The sequence below is a fragment of the Franconibacter helveticus LMG 23732 genome, from assembly GCF_000463115.2.
Classification (GTDB): domain Bacteria; phylum Pseudomonadota; class Gammaproteobacteria; order Enterobacterales; family Enterobacteriaceae; genus Franconibacter; species Franconibacter helveticus.
This window is the reverse complement of sequence record NZ_AWFX01000049.1, coordinates 319,719-339,491: the sequence shown is the minus strand read 5'-3', so window position 1 is coordinate 339,491 and position 19,773 is coordinate 319,719. Positions and strand designations below refer to the sequence as shown.

The window sequence follows — 19,773 nt, the reverse complement described above, 5'->3', positions numbered from 1 at the left end:
CCGCCCCTTACGGAGCGGCCACAGGGTAAAAGTCGGGAGCGCGCTCCCGCGCGACTACACGTCCAGCAGCAGACGGGTCGGATCTTCCAGCAGCTCTTTAATCGCTACCAGGAAACCTACCGACTCGCGGCCGTCGATCAGACGGTGGTCGTAGGAGAGCGCCAGATACATCATAGGCAGGATCTCGACTTTGCCATCTACCGCCATCGGGCGATCTTTAATGGCGTGCATGCCGAGGATCGCGCTCTGCGGCGGGTTGATGATCGGCGTGGACATCAGCGAGCCGAAAACGCCGCCGTTAGTGATGGTGAAGTTGCCGCCGGTCAGGTCTTCAACGGTCAGTTTGCCGTCGCGGCCTTTTACCGCCAGCTCTTTGATGCGTTTTTCGATATCAGCCATGCCCAACAGGTCTACGTCGCGCAGCACTGGCGTTACCAGACCGCGTGGCGTGGAAACCGCCATGCTGACATCAAAGTAGTTGTGGTAAACCACATCTTCGCCGTCAATAGAGGCGTTCACTTCCGGGTAGCGCTTGAGCGCTTCCACTACGGCTTTCACGTAGAAAGACATAAAGCCCAGGCGGATGCCGTGACGCTTCTCGAAGGCATCGCCGTACTGCTTGCGCAGATCCATAATCGGCTTCATGTTCACTTCGTTGAAGGTGGTCAGCATAGCGGTAGAGTTTTTCGCTTCCAGCAGACGCTCCGCCACACGCTTACGCAGACGGGTCATCGGCACGCGTTTCTCTGAGCGGTTGCCAAGCGCAGGCTGCGCGCTGGCAGGCTGCTGCTCAGGCGCTTTCGCGCTTTGCGCCGGTGCGGCTTTCGCTTTCGCCAGATGGTTTTCCACATCTTCGCGCGTCAGACGGCCGCCAACGCCGGTGCCTTTAATTGCGCTGGCGTCCAGGTCATGTTCGCTCAGCAAACGGCGGATAGCCGGGCTCAGCGCGTCGTTGTTTTGCTCTTCCAGCGAAGCCTGCTGGCGCTGCGCCGGGGTCGATTCTTTAGCGTCGGATTTGGCGCTGCTCTCTTTGCCTGCGCTGTTGCCCTCACGCAGGCGGCCCAGGATCTGGCGAGAGGTCACGGTAGTGCCCTCTTCTTCCAGCACAGCATCCAGAATGCCGTCAGCCGACGCCGGTACTTCCAGTACCACTTTGTCAGTTTCGATTTCTACCAGCACTTCATCGCGAGTGACCGCATCGCCCGGTTTTTTATGCCAGGTGGCGACAGTTGCGTCAGCAACGGATTCAGGCAGGTCGGGAACAAGAATATCTACGCTACTCATTATTTATCCTTTTATTAATCGACGTTCAGCGCGTCATTAACCAGATCTTGTTGCTGTTTCTGGTGAACGGACATATATCCTACCGCCGGAGAGGCGGAGGCCGGGCGGCCTGCATAACGCAGCGCAGACCCGAACGGAATCACTTCACGGAAGTGGTGCTGGCTACAGTACCATGCGCCCTGGTTGAGCGGCTCTTCCTGACACCAGACGAAGTCATGTACGTGGGCGAACGGCTTGAGCGCTTCCTGCACCGCCTGGTGCGGGAACGGATAGAGCTGTTCGATACGGATAATGGCCACATCTTTTTGATCGTTTTTACGACGCTGTTCCAGCAAGTCGTAGTAAACCTTACCGGAGCAGAGCACCACGCGTTTCACCGCCTGCGGATCCAGCTCGTCGATTTCGCCGATGGCCGGCATAAAGGTGCCGTTCGCCAGCTCATCAAGACTTGAGATCGCCAGCGGATGACGCAGCAGGGATTTCGGCGACATTACCACCAGCGGGCGACGCATGCCGCGCAGCGCCTGACGGCGCAGCATGTGATAAACCTGCGCTGGCGTGGAAGGCACGCATACCTGCATATTCTGCTCAGCGCACAATTGCAGATAACGCTCCAGACGCGCGGAAGAGTGTTCCGGCCCCTGGCCTTCATAGCCGTGCGGCAGCAGCATGACCAGACCGCACATACGGCCCCATTTCTGCTCGCCGGAGCTGATGAACTGGTCGATAACCACCTGCGCGCCGTTGGCGAAATCGCCAAACTGCGCTTCCCAGATAGTCAGGGTGCGCGGTTCTGCGGTGGCGTAACCGTATTCGAACGCCAGCACCGCTTCTTCAGACAACACAGAGTCCCAGACTTTGAACTGGCCCTGGCCGTTATGTATATGCTGCAACGGCGTGTAGGTAGAACCGTTAATCTGGTTGTGCACGACCGCGTGGCGATGGAAGAAGGTGCCGCGACCGGAGTCTTCGCCCGACAGACGCACCGGAATGCCTTCATCAACAAGCGTTGCGTAAGCCAGGTTTTCCGCGCCGCCCCAGTCGAACGGCTTCTCGCCTGCCGCCATTGCCTGGCGGTCAGCATAGATTTTCGCGACGCGCGACTGCATTTCAATGCTGTCCGGCACAGTGCTGATGCGTTTCGCCAGCTCCTGCAAACGCTTCATCTCTACTTTGTTCGGGTAGCTTTCGTCCCACTCGTGGTTCAGATACGGCGACCAGGTGAAGGAATGCATGTTCATCGGACGCCACTCTTTCACTACGCACTCGCCGGCATCCAGCGCATCGCGGTAGAGATTGACCATTTCGGTGGCGTCTTCAAGCGTCGCGACCTTTTCCTGCTCCAGCTGGTCGGCATAGAGTTTGCGCGGAGTCGGATGCTTTTTGATTTTCTGGTACATCAGCGGCTGGGTTGCGCTCGGCTCGTCGGCTTCGTTGTGGCCGTGACGGCGATAGCAAACCAGGTCGATGAAAACGTCGCGTTTGAAGTTGTTACGGAACTCCAGCGCCAGACGGGTCACAAACGCCACCGCTTCCGGGTCGTCCGCGTTTACGTGGAAAATCGGCGCCTGCACCATCTTGCCGATGTCGGTGCAATACGGCGTGGAGCGAGCGTCCAGCGGGTTAGAGGTGGTAAAGCCCACCTGGTTGTTGATGACGATACGTACCGTACCGCCAACCTCATAACCGCGCGCTTTGGACATGTTCAGCGTTTCCTGAACCACGCCCTGGCCGGTAACGGCGGCGTCGCCATGAATCGTAATCGGCAACACTTTATTGCTGCTCGGCTCGTCAAGACGATCCAGACGCGCGCGCACAGAACCCATGACTACCGGGCTGACAATTTCAAGGTGCGACGGGTTGAACGCCAGCGCCAGGTGCACCAGGCCGCCTTCGGTTTCGATATCAGACGAGAAGCCCATATGGTATTTCACGTCACCGGTGCCGAGGTGCTCTTTGTGCTTGCCCGCGAATTCGTCAAACAGATCCTGCGGTTTTTTGCCCAGTACGTTAATAAGCACGTTCAGACGACCGCGGTGCGCCATGCCCAGCACCACTTCACGGGTGCCGCTCTTGCCAGCGTGGCGGATCATCTCTTTAAGCATCGGGATTAACGCATCGCCGCCTTCAAGCGAGAAACGTTTCGCCCCCGGGAACTTAGCGCCCAGGTAACGCTCCAGCCCTTCCGCAGCGGTCAGTTCGCCAAGGAAGCGCTTTTTCTCTTCCACGCTAAAGCTTGCGTGCCCTACCACCGACTCGATGCGCTGTTGGATCCAGCGCTTCTCTTCCGTGGAGGTGATATGCATGTATTCCGCGCCGATGGAGCCGCAGTAGGTCTGCTTGAGCGCGTCGATAAGCTCGCCAAGCTGCATCGCTTCTTTGCCGCCTGCGAATGACCCTACGTTAAAGGTTTCCTGAAAATCGGCCTCGGTCAGGTTATGAAACGCCGGGTCGAGATCGGCTACGCGATCTTGCTTCCACAGACCCAGCGGGTCCAGATTGGCCTGTTGATGGCCGCGGAAACGGTAGGCGTTAATCAGTTGCAGGACTTTAACCTGCTTAACATCGGTGTCAGGGTCGGTAATCGAGGAAGTGTAACGTGAGGCATCCTTCGCCAGGCGACGAAAATAATCACGCGTTTTGGAATGGAATTGATCCGGTCTGGCTCCGGTGCCAGGCAACTGCTGGAACATGGAGCGCCAGTGGGCGTCCACTGAATCAGGATCGGTTAGGAAGTCTTCATAAAGCTGTTCTATCCAACTCTGGTTTGAGCCAGAGAGATAAGAAGAATCCAGCCAGGCTTGCATTGCGCCGTTCTGCATCGTGATCCCTTAAGCATCATTATGCTTATTTCGCCGTGGATAACTACAACGTACGCGGTAAGACGCACGTCCCAGGGTTCACTTGCGAGCTCTTCTTCATGGGGCCCGCGAAGGAACCTTTAAAAACTGCCATTAATCTTCCGCCTTCAGGCTGCGGCTGCATTGACTGCCTGAGCTTACCCCGGTCACATCGTTGACGATGTTCCCGGGGATGCGCCCGGTCGCCGCCTTGCCTCGCGCTGAACGCATCGATTACTGCTAATACAATTAGCGGTTTTTAAAGGTTTCCTGCTTACTCTCTATACTGCCGGGAGCCTAAGCTCCCGGCGTATTTCGGTCAGTTAAGCGCTGCGCTGTAGCAGCATTGACTTGATATGACCGATGGCGCGCGTCGGGTTCAGGCCTTTAGGACATACGCTGACGCAGTTCATGATGCTGTGGCAGCGGAATACGCTGAAAGCATCGCTCAACCCATCCAGACGGTTGTCGGTTTCCGTATCGCGGCTGTCGATAAGGAAACGGTACGCCGCCAGCAACCCGGCCGGACCAATAAACTTATCCGGGTTCCACCAGAATGACGGGCAGGAAGTCGAACAGCAGGCGCACAGAATACATTCGTACAGGCCGTCGAGCTTCTCACGTTGATCCGGCGTCTGAAGATGTTCGCGCGCTGGCGGATTCTGCCCATTATTCAACAGGTAAGGCTTAATCTTCTCATATTGGGCATAGAATTGCCCCATGTCCACCACGAGGTCGCGAATAACCGGCAGGCCAGGCAGCGGGCGGATAACAATCTTCTGTTTGCCTGCGCCCAGCGCCGAGACGGGCGTAATACAAGCCAGACCGTTTTTGCCGTTCATGTTCAGGCCGTCGGAGCCGCAAACGCCTTCACGGCATGAGCGGCGAAAAGAGAGGCTTGGGTCCTTCTCTTTCAGCAGCATCAGGGCGTCCAGCAGCATCATGTCACGCCCTTCTTCCTGCTCAAGGGTGTAATCCTGCATGCGCGGCGCGTCGTCGACATCCGGGTTATAGCGATAGATAGAAAATTCGAGTTTCATCACCGTCTCTCCGCAATTAATAAGTACGCACTTTCGGCGGGAACGCCGGACGCAATTTCGGCTCCATGTTCACCTCGCGGCGGGTCATGGATTCGCTTTGCGGAAGGTACAAAGAGTGGCACAGCCAGTTTTCGTCATCGCGATCCGGATAATCGAAGCGGCTATGGGCACCACGGCTTTCAGTACGGAAGTTCGCGGACACGGCAGTGGCGTAAGCGGTTTCCATCAGGTTATCCAGCTCCAGGCACTCCACGCGCTGGGTGTTGAACTCGCTGGAAGTGTCATCCAGACGGGCGTTTTTCAGGCGCTCGCGGATCACTTTCAGTTGCTCAAGCCCTTTCGCCATGGCATCGCCTTCGCGGAATACGGAGAAGTTGTGCTGCATGCACTCCTGAAGCGCTTTGCGAATCTCCACCGGATCTTCGCCGTTGCGGTTGTTGTTCCAGCGGTTAAGACGCTCAAGTGACATTTCCACATCAGAGTCGCTCGCATCGCGCAGCGGCCCCTGCTCGGCGATAGATTCCTGCAAATGCAGACCCGCCGCGCGGCCAAAGACCACCAGGTCGAGAAGCGAGTTGCCGCCGAGGCGGTTGGCGCCGTGAACCGATACGCAGGCGATTTCACCTACGGCGAACAGGCCCGGGATCACCACATCTTCACCCTGTGCGTTAACGGTCAACGCCTGACCGGTCACTTTGGTTGGAATGCCGCCCATCATGTAATGGCAGGTCGGGATAACCGGGATAGGCTCTTTTACCGGGTCGACGTGCGCAAAGGTGCGGGAAAGCTCCAGAATGCCCGGCAGACGGGATTCCAGCACCTCTTTGCCCAGATGGTCGAGCTTCAGCTTGGCGTGCGGGCCCCACGGGCCGTCGCAGCCGCGGCCTTCGCGGATTTCAATCATGATAGAGCGCGCAACCACGTCGCGACCCGCGAGATCTTTCGCGTTCGGCGCGTAACGCTCCATAAAGCGCTCGCCGTGTTTGTTCAGCAGATAACCGCCTTCGCCACGGCAGCCTTCCGTTACCAGAACGCCTGCGCCTGCGATACCCGTCGGGTGGAACTGCCACATCTCCATGTCCTGCACCGGTACGCCCGCGCGCAGCGCCATGCCAACGCCGTCGCCCGTGTTGATGTGCGCATTGGTAGTGGACTGGTAAATACGCCCTGCGCCGCCAGTGGCCAGCACCGTCGCGCGAGCTTTAAAGTAGACCACTTCGCCGGTTTCAATGCACAGCGCAGTACAGCCCACCACCGCGCCATCCTGGTTTTTCACCAGATCAAGGGCGTACCACTCAGAGAAAATCGTGGTGTGGTTTTTCAGGTTCTGCTGATAAAGGGTATGAAGCAGCGCGTGGCCGGTACGGTCCGCCGCCGCCGCGGTGCGCGCAGCCTGTTCGCCGCCGAAGTTTTTAGACTGGCCGCCGAACGGGCGCTGGTAAATACGGCCGTCATCCAGACGGGAAAACGGCAGCCCCATGTGTTCCAGCTCCAGAATCGCTTCCGGGCCGGTTTTACACATATATTCGATAGCATCCTGGTCGCCGATGTAGTCGGAACCTTTTACCGTGTCGTACATATGCCATTCCCAGTTATCTTCATGGGAATTGCCGAGCGCTACGGTAATGCCGCCCTGGGCGGAAACGGTGTGCGAACGGGTTGGAAAAACTTTAGAGAGCAGCGCGCACGTCTGGCCGCTCTGGGAAATTTGCAGCGCCGCGCGCATACCTGCGCCGCCTGCGCCAATCACAACAGCATCAAATTCTCTGACTGGTAAATTCATTACACACCCCACACCACAACGAATCCATAAATGACGTAAACCGCCAGCGCAACCACGATAGCCAGTTGCAAAAACAGACGAAGAGCCAGCGATTTAACGTAGTCCGTTAACACCTGCCACATGCCAATCCACGTATGGACCAGAATGGAGATAAGCGTGAGCAGGGTAAAAACTTTGGTGAAGGTGGAAGAGAAGAAGCCGCTCCAGACTTCATAGGTCAGATCGCCGTTCATGGCGAAAAAACCAATCATATAAATGATGTAGAGCGTAATAACGATAGCAGTAGCGCGAACGAGGATGAAGTCATGTACGCCATTGCGTCCCAATGCGGAGGCGTTGCTTACCATACGAGGACTCCTGCGAGAATTGAAAGCACGACAGTGATACCAAAAGCGACGCGCGCAGAGCGCTGGCCCGCGGCGAAGGTTTCTTCCAGGTAGTTAAAGTCCATCAGCATGTGGCGAATGCCTACTACCACGTGGTAAGCCAGCGCGGTCAGGATGCCCCAGAGAATGAATTTAACGAAGAAGCTGTCCATGATATCGGACGCGGCCAGGAAGCCTTCCTGAGAAGAGAGCGAGAGCCCAAGCAACCAGAGCAGAATGCCGACAGCGACGAACGTGATCACGCCGGAAACGCGGTGGAGGATAGAAGCAATCGCGGTGACAGGAAACCGGATCGTTGTCAGATCCAGGTTAACAGGTCTTTGTTTTTTCACCTTTTTTATCATGAATAGCGCCCACATGCTTTTCTTATTGTTTCCTTCCTCCGGTCTGCAGGCGGGTCAGACAGCGTCACTTTTCTATAACTCTGCGTCATGCAAAAACAACTGCTTCCAGTGTTAAACGAAGGGTTACTACGCTGGGTGGCTCGCGGTGGCAGGGTGTTCCGGAGACCTGGCGGCAGTATAGGATGTTCACAATATCATTACAATTAACATACAAATACTTTGGCCGCTTTTGGTCTGAACAGTGACCAGGATCACGATAACAACATAATTTTAATTTTTAATCATCTGATTTGACAAATGTTAAACAAAATTGTTACAAACATCACCAGAAAAGGCATATAATTCGCAAAAGTTATGGCACTACACTTTCTGCTGACAATAAGTTATGTAACAGTGTAGTGCTATTGACCGAATTTATTTAGCCCGGTATTAGTGATACTCAGATTTAAAGAATCCCGACTGCTAACACGCTGATTTGCGGTAGTTTCACCGGGTTCTGAATAGTTGCCTGCAAGCCGCCCATCGCTCTGTACCCTGGTTTCCTCCTCACACAGAGCTGCGCGCCCTACAACAAACTGGCAATATTCTCCCTGACTGTGAATGTAAAAAAGTTGTTAGGAGTCTTAAGCAAATAAGGCGCTAAGGAGACCGTAAATGGCTGACAAAAAGGCAAATATCACTTACAACGGTGATTCTGCTATTGAACTGGATGTGCTACAGGGCACGCTCGGTCAGGATGTAATTGATATCCGTAGTCTTGGTTCTAAAGGTGTTTTTACTTTCGACCCTGGTTTTACCTCTACCGCATCTTGCGAATCGAAAATCACCTTTATCGATGGTGACGAAGGTATCCTGCTCCATCGCGGTTTTCCCATCGACCAGCTGGCCACCGAATCGAATTACCTCGAAGTTTGCTACATTCTGCTCTACGGCGAAAAACCGACGCAGGAACAGTATGATGAGTTCAAAACCACAGTAACCCGCCATACCATGATCCACGAGCAGATCACGCGTCTGTTCCACGGCTTCCGTCGCGATTCCCACCCGATGGCGGTGATGTGCGGCGTGACCGGCGCGCTGGCGGCGTTTTACCATGACTCGCTGGACGTCAATAATCCGCGTCACCGCGAGATTGCCGCGTTCCGCCTGCTCTCCAAAATGCCTACTATGGCGGCGATGTGTTACAAATACTCTATCGGCCAGCCGTTCGTGTACCCGCGTAACGACCTTTCTTACGCCGGCAACTTCCTGAACATGATGTTCTCCACCCCGTGCGAGCCTTACGAGGTCAACCCGGTGCTGGAGCGCGCTATGGATCGCATCCTGATCCTGCACGCGGACCATGAGCAGAACGCCTCCACCTCCACGGTGCGTACTGCGGGCTCCTCCGGCGCGAACCCGTTCGCCTGCATCGCGGCGGGTATTGCCTCCCTGTGGGGACCGGCGCACGGCGGCGCCAACGAAGCGGCGTTAAAAATGCTGGAAGAGATCAGCTCCGTAGAGCACATTCCGGAATTCGTCCGTCGTGCGAAAGACAAAAACGACTCTTTCCGCCTGATGGGCTTTGGTCACCGTGTTTACAAAAACTACGACCCGCGCGCCACCGTGATGCGCGAAACCTGTCACGAAGTGCTGAAAGAGCTGGGCACCAAAGATGACCTGCTGGAAGTGGCGATGGAGCTGGAAAACATCGCGCTGAACGACCCGTACTTTATCGAGAAGAAACTTTACCCGAACGTAGACTTCTACTCCGGTATCATTCTGAAAGCGATGGGCATCCCCTCTTCCATGTTCACCGTTATCTTCGCCATGGCGCGTACCGTAGGCTGGATCGCCCACTGGAACGAAATGCACAGCGAAGGCATGAAAATTGCGCGTCCGCGTCAGCTTTACACTGGCTACACGCAGCGTGATTTCAAATCGGACCTGGAAAAGCATTAATCCTGGTGATGTAGTAAAAAACGCGCTTCCGGGCGCGTTTTTTTATGCCTGCGGTTTTACTGCTGGCACGCCGGGCACCAGTAAAAAGGCCGGGAAGAAAGCGTTGTTTTTTCAATGATACCGCCGCAGCGCCGGCATTTTTTCCCGGCGCGGTGAAACACTTCAAAGCGGAACAGCGCGCCGTGGTGTTTGTTTTCATCCACCTGCCCGCGCGTCTGGTAAGAGAGACGAGGGATGGCGAGACAGGCTTCGGCGAGCGCATCGAGCTGCGCCTCGCTCAGTTCGGCGGCTTTATGTCGTGGCGAAAGCTGCGCCTGCCAGAGGATCTCAACCCGCAAATAGTTGCCAAGCCCCGCCAGAAACGCCTGGTCGAGCAGCAAGCCGCTGAACTGGCGGCGGCGAAATCGCGGGCTCAGCAGGCGTGCTTTCACCGTTTGCACGGTTAGCGACATATCCAGCACGTCCGGCCCGACCCGCTGCAAAAAAGCGTGCGCCGCCACGCCGTCGGCGTTCAGCATTTCTATATCCGAGGCGCTGTACAGCAGCACGGCGGCCTCTGCCGTCTCCAGCCGCACGCGCAAACTCCGGGTGGTCTGGGGAATTTCGCCCGCTTTCACGACGCGCCAGACGCCATAGAGCTGGTTGTGGCTGTAAAGGGTGAGTCCATTTGAGAAATGGGTCAGCAGCGCCTTTCCCCGGGTTTCCAGACGCTCGACACGCTCGCCCACCAGGGTCTGTTCGAAAGCTTTCAGTTCAGGAAAGGCAAACCAGACGTGCGTTAACGGTTTACCTGCTACGGCTTGCTCAAGCTTATCCGCCGCGCGGCGAATTTCCGGCCCTTCCGGCATGCTTCATCCTTTTCTTTTGCGGCCTGTAAACCGGCCCTTTGTTTTACGGTTTCGTTGTGAAGAGTAACCTTAGCCGTAAAACGCAGCCCGTGCTTAGCAGCTAACGCCGTCTCAGCATCTGGCCAAAAAAAACCGCCGTACAAAGACGGCGGTACAGGACATTATTCCAGCGCCAGGAGCGCGAAGCTTGCCAGCCAGTGTCCGCCGCTGTAGTGGCTGCCCACGACATGCTCTACGCTTGCCGACAGATGACGCGCCACTGCCTCTTTTAACGGCGCCTGCGCCGCGTGGTTTTCCGGCAATGCGCGGGCAATATGCTTCATGCACCACGCCCGGCTAAGGTTCAGGCCGTCAAGATGCGCGATTTTCGGGTCGGTGCGATCGCTGACCTGCGCCGGATGCAGCAAAGCGGAAACCGAAGCGACCTCTGGCAGGAAAGCATCAAACCAGGCCGGGAAATCCTCTGCCGTCTTGCTCATTAATAACGCTTCCGTCAGCGCGCCCGAAATATACTCATCGCCGCCCGGCTCGTAGTGCGCAGGGTAGTTTGTATCGTTGAGATAAAAGCGGTTCGCCGCATTAAGAATCGCCTGCTCAAGGGCGTTATCTTTTAGCGCGCGGGCATAATCCAGCCCCAGGGCCAGCGCGAAAGCGGTGTTGTAGTGCGTGCCCACGCGGATGGGATAGGTCAGCTTGCTGAGGTAATCCACAAGCCTTGCGCGAATATCCTGCGTCAACGGTTCAAGGGTCTTATGCCAGCGCGCCGCCTGCGGCAAAGCAGACTGGTTCAGCTCTTGCGCCAGCGCCAGCAGCCAGCCGTAGCCATAGGGGCGCTCAAACGAAGCGCGGAACGGCGCGGTAAAATAGGCCAGCTCCTGTGCGACTTTCTCATCAGTAAAATGCGCATCAAACAGGGCGATAATCTCGTCGCGACACGGCAGTTCCGGGTAGATCCGCAGGCAGCGCAGCAGCAGCCAGTAGCCATGTACGGCGGAGTGCCAGTCAAAGCAGCCATAAAAAATGGGGTGAAGTTCGCGGGGCGGCAGCACGTCGCCATCATCATTCAGCAAATGCATAATGTGATTGGGGTATTCCTGACGCAAATAGGTCAAGGGCATCCGGGCGAAGGCGTCGGCCTGGTGTTGCGTTAATTCCATAACAGCTCCTTAGGTAGTCACCGCGCCGCGCTTAGCGAAACACGAGGAAGTACATTAAAAAGACGTTCACCACCAGCAGCGGCAAGGCGGTCGGGATCTGAACCTTAATCACCTGATATTTGTCTTTCAGCTCCAGCAGCGCCGCCGGGACAATATTGAAATTCGCAGCCATCGGCGTCATCAGCGTGCCGCAATAGCCGGCATACATGCCGATCGCCAGCAGAGGCGCCGGGTCGCCATGGTGATGCTGAATCAAAAACGGCAAGGCGATGCCCGCGCTAAGCACCGGGAAAGCGGCGAAAGCGTTGCCCATGATCATGGTGAAGAGCGCCATACCGATGCAGTAGATAACCACTAACATAAAGCGGTTTTCCGGGTCGACGAACAGGCTCACCACTTTTTGCACCGAGTCGCCGGTATTCGCCGTAACAAACACCCCGCCAAGCATCGCCAGCATCTGCGGTAAAATCACCGCCCAGCCAATGGTATCCACGAGCCGGCGCGACTGACGAATAGCATGCAGCGGCGTGCCGCGCGTCAGCCACCAGCCGGTCAGGATAGCGGCGACGCAGGCTACGCACAGCGCCGCCAGCGTCAGCTGTTTCTGGTCGAGCAGGAACACGCCGCCGACAGATACGCCTTTAAGGAAAAGCGTGCCCAGTACGGTCACCACCGGGATCATCAGCGCCGGTAAAAAAAGCCAGTTTCCCAGCCGCTTCGAGGAGGCGACGCGCTCAGGCTCAGTAGACATCTTGTAATGTCCCTTGCCGACCAGGCCAAACCCGGCCAACAGAGCGATAACAATGACGCAGCCGCCGATAACCCGGTAGGCCAGCGATTTGCCCAGCTCCTGCACCATGAGATCGCCAAACAGAAAAATTCCGCCGAACAAAAACCAGAACAGCGCCGTGGTAAAGCGTTTCGGGTTGCCCCGGTCGCGCAGCGTCATAACCACCAGCAGCATCACGATGAAGCCGATAAGGTAATAAACGCGGTTGATGGTGATAAGCGTGCTCATGGCGCCACCTCCTGATTGCCCTGCTCCGCTTTCCAGGCCATCACGTCGCGACGGATGCTGGCGTCAAGGCGCAGCAAGCGAATCATATGGATAATCAGCGCCGCAATGGCGGTAGGAATCGCCCACAAACCGATATGCAGCGGTTCAATGCCCGCAATACCATTTTCTTTCAGGAACGCGTCTATCAGCAGCACGGCGCCGAAAGCGATGAAAATATCTTCGCCGAAGAACACGGCGATATTGTCGCAGGCGGCGGCATGGGCTTTGATTTTGTCGCGGATTGACTGCGGCAGCTCGCCATAATCATTGAGCGCGGCGCCTTCCGCCATCGGCGCCAGCAACGGACGCACCGTTTGCGCATGCCCGCCAAGCGACATCAGGCCCAGCGCCGCGGTGCCTTCGCGCGCGACGAAGTAAAGCATTAAAATACGCGCCGAGGTTGCGCTGGCTATTTTCGCCACCCAGGCCTGGGCGCGCTCTTTGAGCCCGTAATATTCCAGCAGGCCAATGACCGGCAGAATCAAAATAAACGTCGCCAGCGAACGGCTGTTAACGAACTTCTCGCCGAACGTTTCCAGCAACATGCCGAAATCCATGCCAACCAGCAGACCCGTGGCAAGCCCGGCGACCACAACCACCAGCAGCGGATTGAAACGCAGTGCAAAACCAATAACCACTATCGGGATCCCGATGAGCGGCAACAGTGTGGAACTGTCCATAAACTTTTACCCTATCCAAAGTGAGCGTTGCGCGCCGAAGGCGTTTTTTTTAATACTTCGTCATCAGGACAAAGCGTGGGCATTGCGGCGAACGGATGTTGTGTAAACGACAGGCCCTGTGAATGCGCGAAAACCGCGCAGGCCCTGAGTCAAAAAGCTATATCTGAACGACAATAATATGTAAACAATTTATCAATAAAATGTTTTTATTTTACCCGTTCAGTTTTATATTTTTTGCTAATAGTCACACTTGAGTAAGGGGAGTTATGGCACGGAAAACTGCTTCTGCATCAACAGATAGCGACGATATCAGCGACGGTCGCATTGTCTCTTCCAGGCATCTGGTTTCTGAGCGCTGCGCGGAATTATCAGAACTGGAATATGCGCTGATCATGACCAGCAACGCCTTTAACAAATGGATGGTGCGCTGCATGACCGCGGCGGGCGAACCCGATATGGGCGCGTTTGACGTTTCGCTTCTGCATCACGTTAACCACCGCAACCGCAAGAAGAAGCTGGCGGATATCTGCTTTGTGCTGAACGTAGAGGACACGCACGTGGTGACCTATGCGCTGAAAAAGCTGGTAAAAGCGGGCTATGTGACCAGCGAAAAGGTGGGCAAAGAGCTCTATTTCTTTACCACCGACGAAGGCAAAGCGCTGTGTATGAAATACCGCGACGTGCGTGAAGCCTGCCTTATCGCCATTCAGGTAGAAAGCGGTATTCCGGGAGCGTCTATTGGCGATACCGCCCAGCTGCTGCGTACGATTTCTTCGCTTTATGATACCGCGGCGCGGGCGGCGGCGTCGCTCTGAGGCTTCGCCTTCCGCCTGCAAAGGGCAGAAGCGTTTTTATTCAGCGCTGACCTGAATCTGGCGCTGCGTAAAAGCCTCGCGCAGCCGACGGGCAAACGCCAGCGCATGCGCGCCGTCGCCGTGCAAACAGACCGTCTGGGCATTGACTTTCGCCCAGCCGCCTTCCCGGCTTCGCACCTGGCCTTTCAGCACCATCTCAAGGGTGCGCGCTACCGCTTCGTCATCATCCTCAATCAGCGCGCCCGGTTCGCTGCGCGGCACCAGCGAGCCATCAGCAAGGTATCCCCGGTCGGCGAAAACCTCTTCGCGGGTCGCCAGGCCATAATGCTTCCCGGCGCGGATAAGCTCGCTGCCGGCCAGCCCCACCAGAATCAGGTTCGCATCCAGCGCTTTTACCGCCCGGGCGATGGCGTCGGCAAGCGGCGGTGATTTCGCCGCCTGGTTATAGAGCATGCCGTGGGGTTTAACATGCTTCATGACCCCTCCTTGCGCACGCACGATAGCGGCTAATGCGCCGGTCTGGTAAAGCGTTTGCGCATAAACGGTTTGCGGCGGCAACGACATGGCCGTACGACCGAAATTCTCGCGGTCCGGAAAGGAAGGATGCGCGCCGATAGCAACCTGGTGCGCCAGCGCCAGCCGCACGCTTTCCTGCATGGTCAGGGCATCGCCCGCATGAAAACCGCAGGCGATATTGGCCGAGGAGATAAGCGGCATCAGCGCGCTGTCGTCGCCGCAGCCTTCGCCCAGATCCGCGTTTAAATCAATCTTCATCGTTGAGTCGCCAGGCCAGTTGATCAAAATAGCGCAGCTGATCTTCCCGCGCCGCCAGCGCCTCTTCCAGCGTACATTGCACAAAGTGGATCGGCTCGCCGAGACGAAGCTGCGCCAGCTTGTAGAGATCGGCATCAATAACGCTTGCAATGCGCGGGTAGCCGCCTGTGGTCTGGGCATCGTTCATCAGCACGATCGGCTGGCCGTTATGCGGCACCTGCACCACGCCCGGCATCAGGCCGTGAGAAGCGAGCTCGCGCCCGGTAGTGCGCGTGAGCGGCTGTCCGTTCAGCCGGTAGCCCATCCGGTTGCTTTGCGGGCTTAGCTGCCACGGCGCGCGCCAGAACGCTTCCTGCGAGGAAGAAGAAAACTCATGGTATTCCGGCCCCGGCAGCGCGCGAATGCGGTTGCCCCAGAACAGCGGCTTCACGCCGCGCGTTTCACGAAAGTGGTGCGAGGAAGGCAGCAACGCCAGCTCGTCGCCATCGCGCAGCGCTCGCCCGTGAAAGCCGCCGAAACCCGCTTTCAGGTCAGTGCTGTAAGAGTTCATCACCTTCGGCACATCCAGCCCACCCGCCACCGCCAGGTAGCTGCGCATGCCGTGCTGCGGCGATTTGAGCGTAAGCGTCTGCCCGGCTTTCGCTGCGATGCGCCAGCTCGTCCATACCGCGTGTTCGTCCAGATGCGCGTCGCAGCCTGCGCCGGTTAAAGCAAACCAGCAGTCTTGCATAAACTGCACGCGAAACTGCCCGAGCGTTATCTCCAGCGCCGCCGCGTCCGGATCGTTGCCCACCAGCAGGTTGGCGATACGCAGCGCCGGGGTATCCATCGCCCCGCTGCGGCTTACGCCGAACTGGCGCCAGCCAAACCGGCCGCTGTCCTGCACCGTGGTGTGCATTCCGGCCCGCACTATTTTTAACATACGCCCTCCTTCTGCGGCACAAAGCGCACACTGTCGCCGGGCAACAACAGCCCCGGCGGTTCCTTTCCAGGGTCGAACAGCGCTTTCGGCGTACGGCCGATAATCTGCCAGCCACCAGGGGTCGGCAGCGGGTAAATTCCCGTCTGGTTGCCGCCAATCCCTACGGAGCCTGCCGGTACGCTCAGGCGCGGTTCGCCCCGTCTTGGCGTTGCCAGCGCCTCAGGCAAACCGCCCAGATACGGAAAGCCTGGCTGGAAGCCGATAAAGTAAACCACATAGTCTACCGCCGCGTGCTGCTCAACCACCTGCTTCTCGCTCAGCCCGGTGTGGCGCGCCACCTCAGCGAGGTCCGGCCCCTGTTCGCCGCCATAAACCACCGGAATGGAGACCTGCCGCGAAGGCGGCTCCATCGCTTCGCTCTCTTCCCACCAGCGCTGCAACCGCTCAATGGCGTCCAGCGCTAATGCTTTCGGATCCCGCAGCACCACGGTGATGTTGTTCATGCCAGGGATGGTTTCCACCACCGAGGGCACATCCGCCAGACGCTGCGTCAGCCACCAGATACGACGCTGGCTTTCCAGCGTGACGGGCGGCTCCAGCTCCAGCACTACCGCGCTTTCACCCAACAGATAACAACGTGCTCTTTGCACTTACGCTCCCCTTTATGCCGGGTTTGGGATATCGATGAAGGTCACATCGAGATCGGTTTCTTCCTGTAGCCACTCGCTCAGGGCGCGAATGCCGCCGCGCTCAGTGGCGTGATGGCCTGCCGCATAGAAATGCAGATTCTGTTCGCGGGCGGAGTGAATGGTCTGCTCGGAAACTTCGCCCGTGATAAACGCATCTACGCCAAAGCGTGCGGCCGCATCGATAAAGCCCTGGCCGCCGCCGGTGCACCAGGCTACCCGCTTCACTTCCGCCGGGCCGGTATCGCCGCACCAGAGCGGACGGCGCCCGAGCCGCGCCTCAAGCCAGGAGGCGAACTCCAGCCCCGGCACCGCCATAGAGAGTTCGCCCCAGGGCACCAGCGGCTCTATCTCCCCTTTCACCTCAATGCCCAGCAGACGCGCAAGCTGCACGTTATTGCCAAGCTCCGGGTGAGCGTCCAGCGGCAGATGCCAGCCGTAAAGATTGATGTCGTTTTCAAGCAACGTCTTTAAACGATTACGCTTCATACCGCGAACAACGGGCGATTCGCCTTTCCAGAAATAGCCATGGTGGACAATAACGGCGTCCGCCTGCTGGCGCACCGCTTCGTCGAGCAGCGCCTGGCTTGCGGTCACGCCGGTAATGATTTTGCGGATCTCGTCGCGTCCTTCGACCTGCAAGCCGTTGGGCGCGTAGTCGCTGAAGCTTGCGCTATTGAGCTTCTGGTTGATCAGGTTTTCCAGTTCGGTGTTTTTCATCATCGTTCTCTTAATGCGTTTTCCGGGCAGCCTCATACGCCGCAAGCGTGGCGGCGCGGGCAGCTTTGTGATCGACTATCGGACGTGGGTAATCAAGCTTTACGCCCTGTTTTTCCGCCCATGCCCAGGGTTGATGCACCGCTTTGCCGGCAATGTTTCGCAGCTCCGGCAGCCAGCGGCGAATAAAATCGCCCTGCGCGTCAAATTTTTCGCCCTGGGTGGTGGGGTTGAAGATGCGGAAATAAGGCGCCGCGTCGGTGCCTGTTGAGGCGGCCCACTGCCAGCCGCCATTATTCGCCGCATAATCGCCATCAATAAGTTGCGTCATAAAATAACGCTCGCCCCGCCGCCAGTCGATAAGCAAATCTTTCACCAGAAAACTGGCGGTTATCATGCGAAGCCGGTTATGCATCCAGCCGGTTTCGTTCATCTGGCGCATTGCGGCATCCACGATGGGATAACCGGTTTTGCCTTCGCGCCAGGCCTGAAAATGGTCGTCGCTTTGCTGCCAGCGCACCTTTTCCGTCCAGCCGATAAACGGCTTATGACGGCTGAGCTTCGGCCAGGCGATCAGCAAATGCCGATAAAAATCGCGCCAGATAAGTTCATTAAGCCAGACCGCGCCTGGGCCGCCGGTAAGCGCGCCCGGCTGCTCGGCCAGCAAACGGTGCAAACACTGGCGCGGCGACAGCACGCCCAGCGCCAGACAGGCGGAGAGCCGGCTGGTGGCGTCGAGGACGGGGAAATCGCGCGCATCAGGGTAGCCTGCCGCTTTTTGCTGACAGAATTGCCGCAACCGCGTCAGCGCCGCCTGCTCTCCTGCCGGAAACAGCGCGTCATCCACCTTTTCCTGCGGATAATCGAATGGAGTGAGCGCTGGCGGTTCGCTGAGCGCCCCGCCTTCCCGGGTTTTCGGCGCATGTACGCATTCCGGCAACCCTTCCTGCAAACGGCGGATAAACGCGTTGCTGAAAGGGGTGAATACTTTGTACATTTCGCCGCTGCCGGTCGTTACGCTGCCGGGCGGCAACAGCACGCTGTCGTCAAATCCCTGGCAGACGACCTTGCCTTCCAGGCCGCGTTCAACGTTCAGATCCCGCCGGTGTTCGTTCAGTTCATACTGATAGTTATAAAAAAGCGCATCGACCTGATGCTCCTCGCAAAAGGCCTTCAGCAGGGGAAGCGAATCATCAAACGTGCCAGTTTCACGCAAATAAAGCGGAATGCCCCGTTGCGCCAGCGCTGCATGCAGCGCCTGGAGATTTTGCCAGAGAAACGCCGCCTGACGGGGCGCCATCGCATGCGCTTCCCACTGTTGCGGCGTGGCGATAAACAGACCAATCACGACGGCGTTTTTGTCACGACAGGCAGCGGCCAGCGCCAGATTATCGTGAATGCGCAAATCCGCGCGAAACCAGACCAGATGGGTGGTCATAACACTCCTGTTTTAATGGCCGTAACGCAGGCGCAATGCTTCGGGATAGGGTTCGAAATAGCGCTGCTGGTCAAGATAAGCGTCGGGGTATTCTGCCATATAATGTTTCAGCAATGTTACCGGCGCGAGCAGGGGCTGCGTACCCTGCCGGTAGCGATCGATAAGCTCCGCGAGCTCCTGGCGCTGGCGCGCGTTAAGGTGGGGGCGGAAATAGCCCTGAACGTGCATCAGCACATTGGTGTGATTTCGCCGCGTCGCCTGGTGTGACAGTAAATCCATCAGCCGCTGCCGATACTGCGCAAAGTAGTCTTCCAGGTTTTCCCACTTATCGATAGCGGCGACAAAACGCCCCAGTTCGCGGTATTGCGCCTGCGAATGGGCGAGCAACAGCAGCTTATAACGGCTGTGGAAGGCGATGAGTCCGCCACGGGTCAGCCCGTTTTTACGTAATTGGTTGAGCTCAAACAGGGTATAGATGCGCTCAACAAAATTTTCCCGGATAAGCGGGTCGTGCAGCCTTCCGTCTTCCTCAACAGGCAGCCAGGGAAATTTATGCATCAGCGCTTCGGTGTAGATGCCGCGTCCTGCTTTACGGTTATTTTTCCCCTCTTCGTCATAAACCCGCACCCGCTCCATGCCGCAACTGGGCGATTTGGCGCAGACGATATAGCCGCACAGGTGCTCAAAACGGGAGATACGCTCTTCGGCGAAATGCTGCATCGCGGCGGTCAGGTCGCCCTCTCGTTTATCGCTGAAACGCAACGCCACCTCTCCCGTCGCCTGTTTGACCAGCCTCAGCGCAGGGCGCGGCACCGGCAGGCCAATCGCCATCTCAGGGCAAACGGGCTCAAAACGAACCCAGGGCGCCAGTTCATCGACAGCAAAAACCAGACGTTTATGGCCGCCATCAAATCTTACGTTGTCCCCTAATAAACAGGCGCTAATGCCAACCGGGATTTTCTCACTCATAACCGCTCCTTACGCGCTCCATCTTCCAATTGTAGCCAGGCCAAAAAGAAAAAGGCCGCCCGAGAGGGCAGCCCTAACGCTACTTGACTTAT

Annotated in this window: 18 protein-coding genes; 2 read left to right on the top strand and 16 right to left on the bottom strand. The window is 57.3% G+C overall.

What is annotated here, in order from left to right; all coding sequences use genetic code 11:
• Window positions 1-54: 54 nt before the first annotated feature.
• The 6 genes from odhB to sdhC form a co-directional block, all read right to left on the bottom strand.
• Entirely contained in the window at window positions 55-1,284 is a 1,230-nt protein-coding gene (gene odhB, locus DW56_RS16635) for a 2-oxoglutarate dehydrogenase complex dihydrolipoyllysine-residue succinyltransferase (RefSeq protein WP_024552425.1), read from the bottom strand.
• A 14-nt stretch (window positions 1,285-1,298) separates the two neighbouring features.
• Window positions 1,299-4,106: a 2-oxoglutarate dehydrogenase E1 component gene (gene sucA, locus DW56_RS16630; protein WP_024552424.1), complete on the bottom strand. Its 2,808-nt coding sequence runs from the start codon at window positions 4,104-4,106 to the stop codon at window positions 1,299-1,301.
• 341 nt (window positions 4,107-4,447) lie between these two features.
• Window positions 4,448-5,164: a succinate dehydrogenase iron-sulfur subunit gene (locus DW56_RS16625; RefSeq protein WP_024552423.1), complete on the bottom strand. Its 717-nt coding sequence runs from the start codon at window positions 5,162-5,164 to the stop codon at window positions 4,448-4,450.
• A gap of 16 nt (window positions 5,165-5,180) precedes the next feature.
• The gene (gene sdhA / locus DW56_RS16620) at window positions 5,181-6,947 is read right to left on the bottom strand and encodes a succinate dehydrogenase flavoprotein subunit (protein WP_024552422.1); all 1,767 of its coding nucleotides are present in this window, start codon (window positions 6,945-6,947) and stop codon (window positions 5,181-5,183) included.
• Window positions 6,947-7,294: a succinate dehydrogenase membrane anchor subunit gene (sdhD, locus tag DW56_RS16615; RefSeq protein WP_024552421.1), complete on the bottom strand. Its 348-nt coding sequence runs from the start codon at window positions 7,292-7,294 to the stop codon at window positions 6,947-6,949. Before sdhD ends, sdhA begins: the two co-directional genes overlap by 1 nt.
• Window positions 7,288-7,692, bottom strand: coding sequence for a succinate dehydrogenase cytochrome b556 subunit (gene sdhC, locus DW56_RS16610; RefSeq protein WP_024552420.1), 405 nt, complete (start codon window positions 7,690-7,692; stop codon window positions 7,288-7,290). The genes sdhD and sdhC overlap by 7 nt, the downstream gene beginning before the upstream one ends.
• A gap of 639 nt (window positions 7,693-8,331) precedes the next feature.
• Here sdhC and gltA point away from each other — a divergent pair.
• Window positions 8,332-9,618: a citrate synthase gene (gene gltA / locus DW56_RS16605; protein ID WP_024552419.1), complete on the top strand. Its 1,287-nt coding sequence runs from the start codon at window positions 8,332-8,334 to the stop codon at window positions 9,616-9,618.
• Between the two features lie 56 nt (window positions 9,619-9,674).
• Here gltA and nei read toward each other — a convergent pair whose 3' ends face one another.
• The 4 genes from nei to DW56_RS16585 form a co-directional block, all read right to left on the bottom strand.
• On the bottom strand, window positions 9,675-10,466 hold the full coding sequence (gene nei / locus DW56_RS16600) for an endonuclease VIII (protein ID WP_024552418.1): 792 nt from the start codon (window positions 10,464-10,466) through the stop codon (window positions 9,675-9,677).
• A 161-nt stretch (window positions 10,467-10,627) separates the two neighbouring features.
• Window positions 10,628-11,623: a DUF2891 domain-containing protein gene (locus tag DW56_RS16595; protein ID WP_024552417.1), complete on the bottom strand. Its 996-nt coding sequence runs from the start codon at window positions 11,621-11,623 to the stop codon at window positions 10,628-10,630.
• Between the two features lie 31 nt (window positions 11,624-11,654).
• Window positions 11,655-12,641 carry a DUF979 domain-containing protein gene (locus tag DW56_RS16590; RefSeq protein ID WP_024552416.1) on the bottom strand — a complete coding sequence of 329 codons (987 nt, stop codon included), beginning with the start codon at window positions 12,639-12,641 and terminating at the stop codon, window positions 11,655-11,657.
• Window positions 12,638-13,360 carry a DUF969 domain-containing protein gene (locus tag DW56_RS16585; protein ID WP_024552415.1) on the bottom strand — a complete coding sequence of 241 codons (723 nt, stop codon included), beginning with the start codon at window positions 13,358-13,360 and terminating at the stop codon, window positions 12,638-12,640. The genes DW56_RS16590 and DW56_RS16585 overlap by 4 nt, the downstream gene beginning before the upstream one ends.
• Before the next feature lie 266 nt (window positions 13,361-13,626).
• Here DW56_RS16585 and DW56_RS16580 point away from each other — a divergent pair, with 266 nt between their 5' ends.
• Entirely contained in the window at window positions 13,627-14,175 is a 549-nt protein-coding gene (locus DW56_RS16580; RefSeq protein ID WP_024552414.1) for a winged helix DNA-binding protein, read from the top strand.
• A 36-nt stretch (window positions 14,176-14,211) separates the two neighbouring features.
• Here DW56_RS16580 and pxpA read toward each other — a convergent pair whose 3' ends face one another.
• The 6 genes from pxpA to DW56_RS16550 are packed head-to-tail and all read right to left on the bottom strand — an operon-like array spanning window position 14,212 to window position 19,681.
• On the bottom strand, window positions 14,212-14,949 hold the full coding sequence (pxpA, locus tag DW56_RS16575; RefSeq protein WP_024552413.1) for a 5-oxoprolinase subunit PxpA: 738 nt from the start codon (window positions 14,947-14,949) through the stop codon (window positions 14,212-14,214).
• The gene (gene pxpC, locus DW56_RS16570) at window positions 14,939-15,871 is read right to left on the bottom strand and encodes a 5-oxoprolinase subunit PxpC (RefSeq protein ID WP_024552412.1); all 933 of its coding nucleotides are present in this window, start codon (window positions 15,869-15,871) and stop codon (window positions 14,939-14,941) included. The genes pxpA and pxpC overlap by 11 nt, the downstream gene beginning before the upstream one ends.
• The gene (pxpB, locus tag DW56_RS16565; protein WP_024552411.1) at window positions 15,865-16,521 is read right to left on the bottom strand and encodes a 5-oxoprolinase subunit PxpB; all 657 of its coding nucleotides are present in this window, start codon (window positions 16,519-16,521) and stop codon (window positions 15,865-15,867) included. Before pxpB ends, pxpC begins: the two co-directional genes overlap by 7 nt.
• A gap of 12 nt (window positions 16,522-16,533) precedes the next feature.
• A complete protein-coding gene (locus DW56_RS16560; RefSeq protein WP_024552410.1) occupies window positions 16,534-17,277 on the bottom strand; it encodes a type 2 GTP cyclohydrolase I in 744 nt (247 codons plus the stop codon).
• A 10-nt stretch (window positions 17,278-17,287) separates the two neighbouring features.
• Window positions 17,288-18,712, bottom strand: a complete 1,425-nt coding sequence (gene phrB / locus DW56_RS16555) for a deoxyribodipyrimidine photo-lyase (protein WP_024562008.1) — start codon at window positions 18,710-18,712, stop codon at window positions 17,288-17,290.
• A 12-nt stretch (window positions 18,713-18,724) separates the two neighbouring features.
• The gene (locus DW56_RS16550) at window positions 18,725-19,681 is read right to left on the bottom strand and encodes a YbgA family protein (protein WP_024552041.1); all 957 of its coding nucleotides are present in this window, start codon (window positions 19,679-19,681) and stop codon (window positions 18,725-18,727) included.
• Between the last annotated feature and the right edge of the window lie 92 nt (window positions 19,682-19,773).

Excerpts from the sequence above, each read along its gene's own strand:
- DW56_RS16595 (WP_024552417.1), bottom strand. The coding sequence starts at position 11,623 with ATGGAATTAACGCAACACCAGGCCGACGCCTTCGCCCGGATGCCCTTG.
- nei (WP_024552418.1), bottom strand. The coding sequence starts at position 10,466 with ATGCCGGAAGGGCCGGAAATTCGCCGCGCGGCGGATAAGCTTGAGCAA.
- pxpA (WP_024552413.1), bottom strand. The coding sequence starts at position 14,949 with ATGAAGATTGATTTAAACGCGGATCTGGGCGAAGGCTGCGGCGACGAC.
- sucA (WP_024552424.1), bottom strand. The coding sequence starts at position 4,106 with ATGCAGAACGGCGCAATGCAAGCCTGGCTGGATTCTTCTTATCTCTCT.
- DW56_RS16550 (WP_024552041.1), bottom strand. The coding sequence starts at position 19,681 with ATGAGTGAGAAAATCCCGGTTGGCATTAGCGCCTGTTTATTAGGGGAC.
- odhB (WP_024552425.1), bottom strand. The coding sequence starts at position 1,284 with ATGAGTAGCGTAGATATTCTTGTTCCCGACCTGCCTGAATCCGTTGCT.
- phrB (WP_024562008.1), bottom strand. The coding sequence starts at position 18,712 with ATGACCACCCATCTGGTCTGGTTTCGCGCGGATTTGCGCATTCACGAT.
- sdhA (WP_024552422.1), bottom strand. The coding sequence starts at position 6,947 with ATGAATTTACCAGTCAGAGAATTTGATGCTGTTGTGATTGGCGCAGGC.
- DW56_RS16625 (WP_024552423.1), bottom strand. The coding sequence starts at position 5,164 with ATGAAACTCGAATTTTCTATCTATCGCTATAACCCGGATGTCGACGAC.
- pxpC (WP_024552412.1), bottom strand. The coding sequence starts at position 15,871 with ATGTTAAAAATAGTGCGGGCCGGAATGCACACCACGGTGCAGGACAGC.
- gltA (WP_024552419.1), top strand. The coding sequence starts at position 8,332 with ATGGCTGACAAAAAGGCAAATATCACTTACAACGGTGATTCTGCTATT.
- sdhC (WP_024552420.1), bottom strand. The coding sequence starts at position 7,692 with ATGTGGGCGCTATTCATGATAAAAAAGGTGAAAAAACAAAGACCTGTT.
- DW56_RS16580 (WP_024552414.1), top strand. The coding sequence starts at position 13,627 with ATGGCACGGAAAACTGCTTCTGCATCAACAGATAGCGACGATATCAGC.
- DW56_RS16590 (WP_024552416.1), bottom strand. The coding sequence starts at position 12,641 with ATGAGCACGCTTATCACCATCAACCGCGTTTATTACCTTATCGGCTTC.
- DW56_RS16560 (WP_024552410.1), bottom strand. The coding sequence starts at position 17,277 with ATGAAAAACACCGAACTGGAAAACCTGATCAACCAGAAGCTCAATAGC.
- DW56_RS16585 (WP_024552415.1), bottom strand. The coding sequence starts at position 13,360 with ATGGACAGTTCCACACTGTTGCCGCTCATCGGGATCCCGATAGTGGTT.
- sdhD (WP_024552421.1), bottom strand. The coding sequence starts at position 7,294 with ATGGTAAGCAACGCCTCCGCATTGGGACGCAATGGCGTACATGACTTC.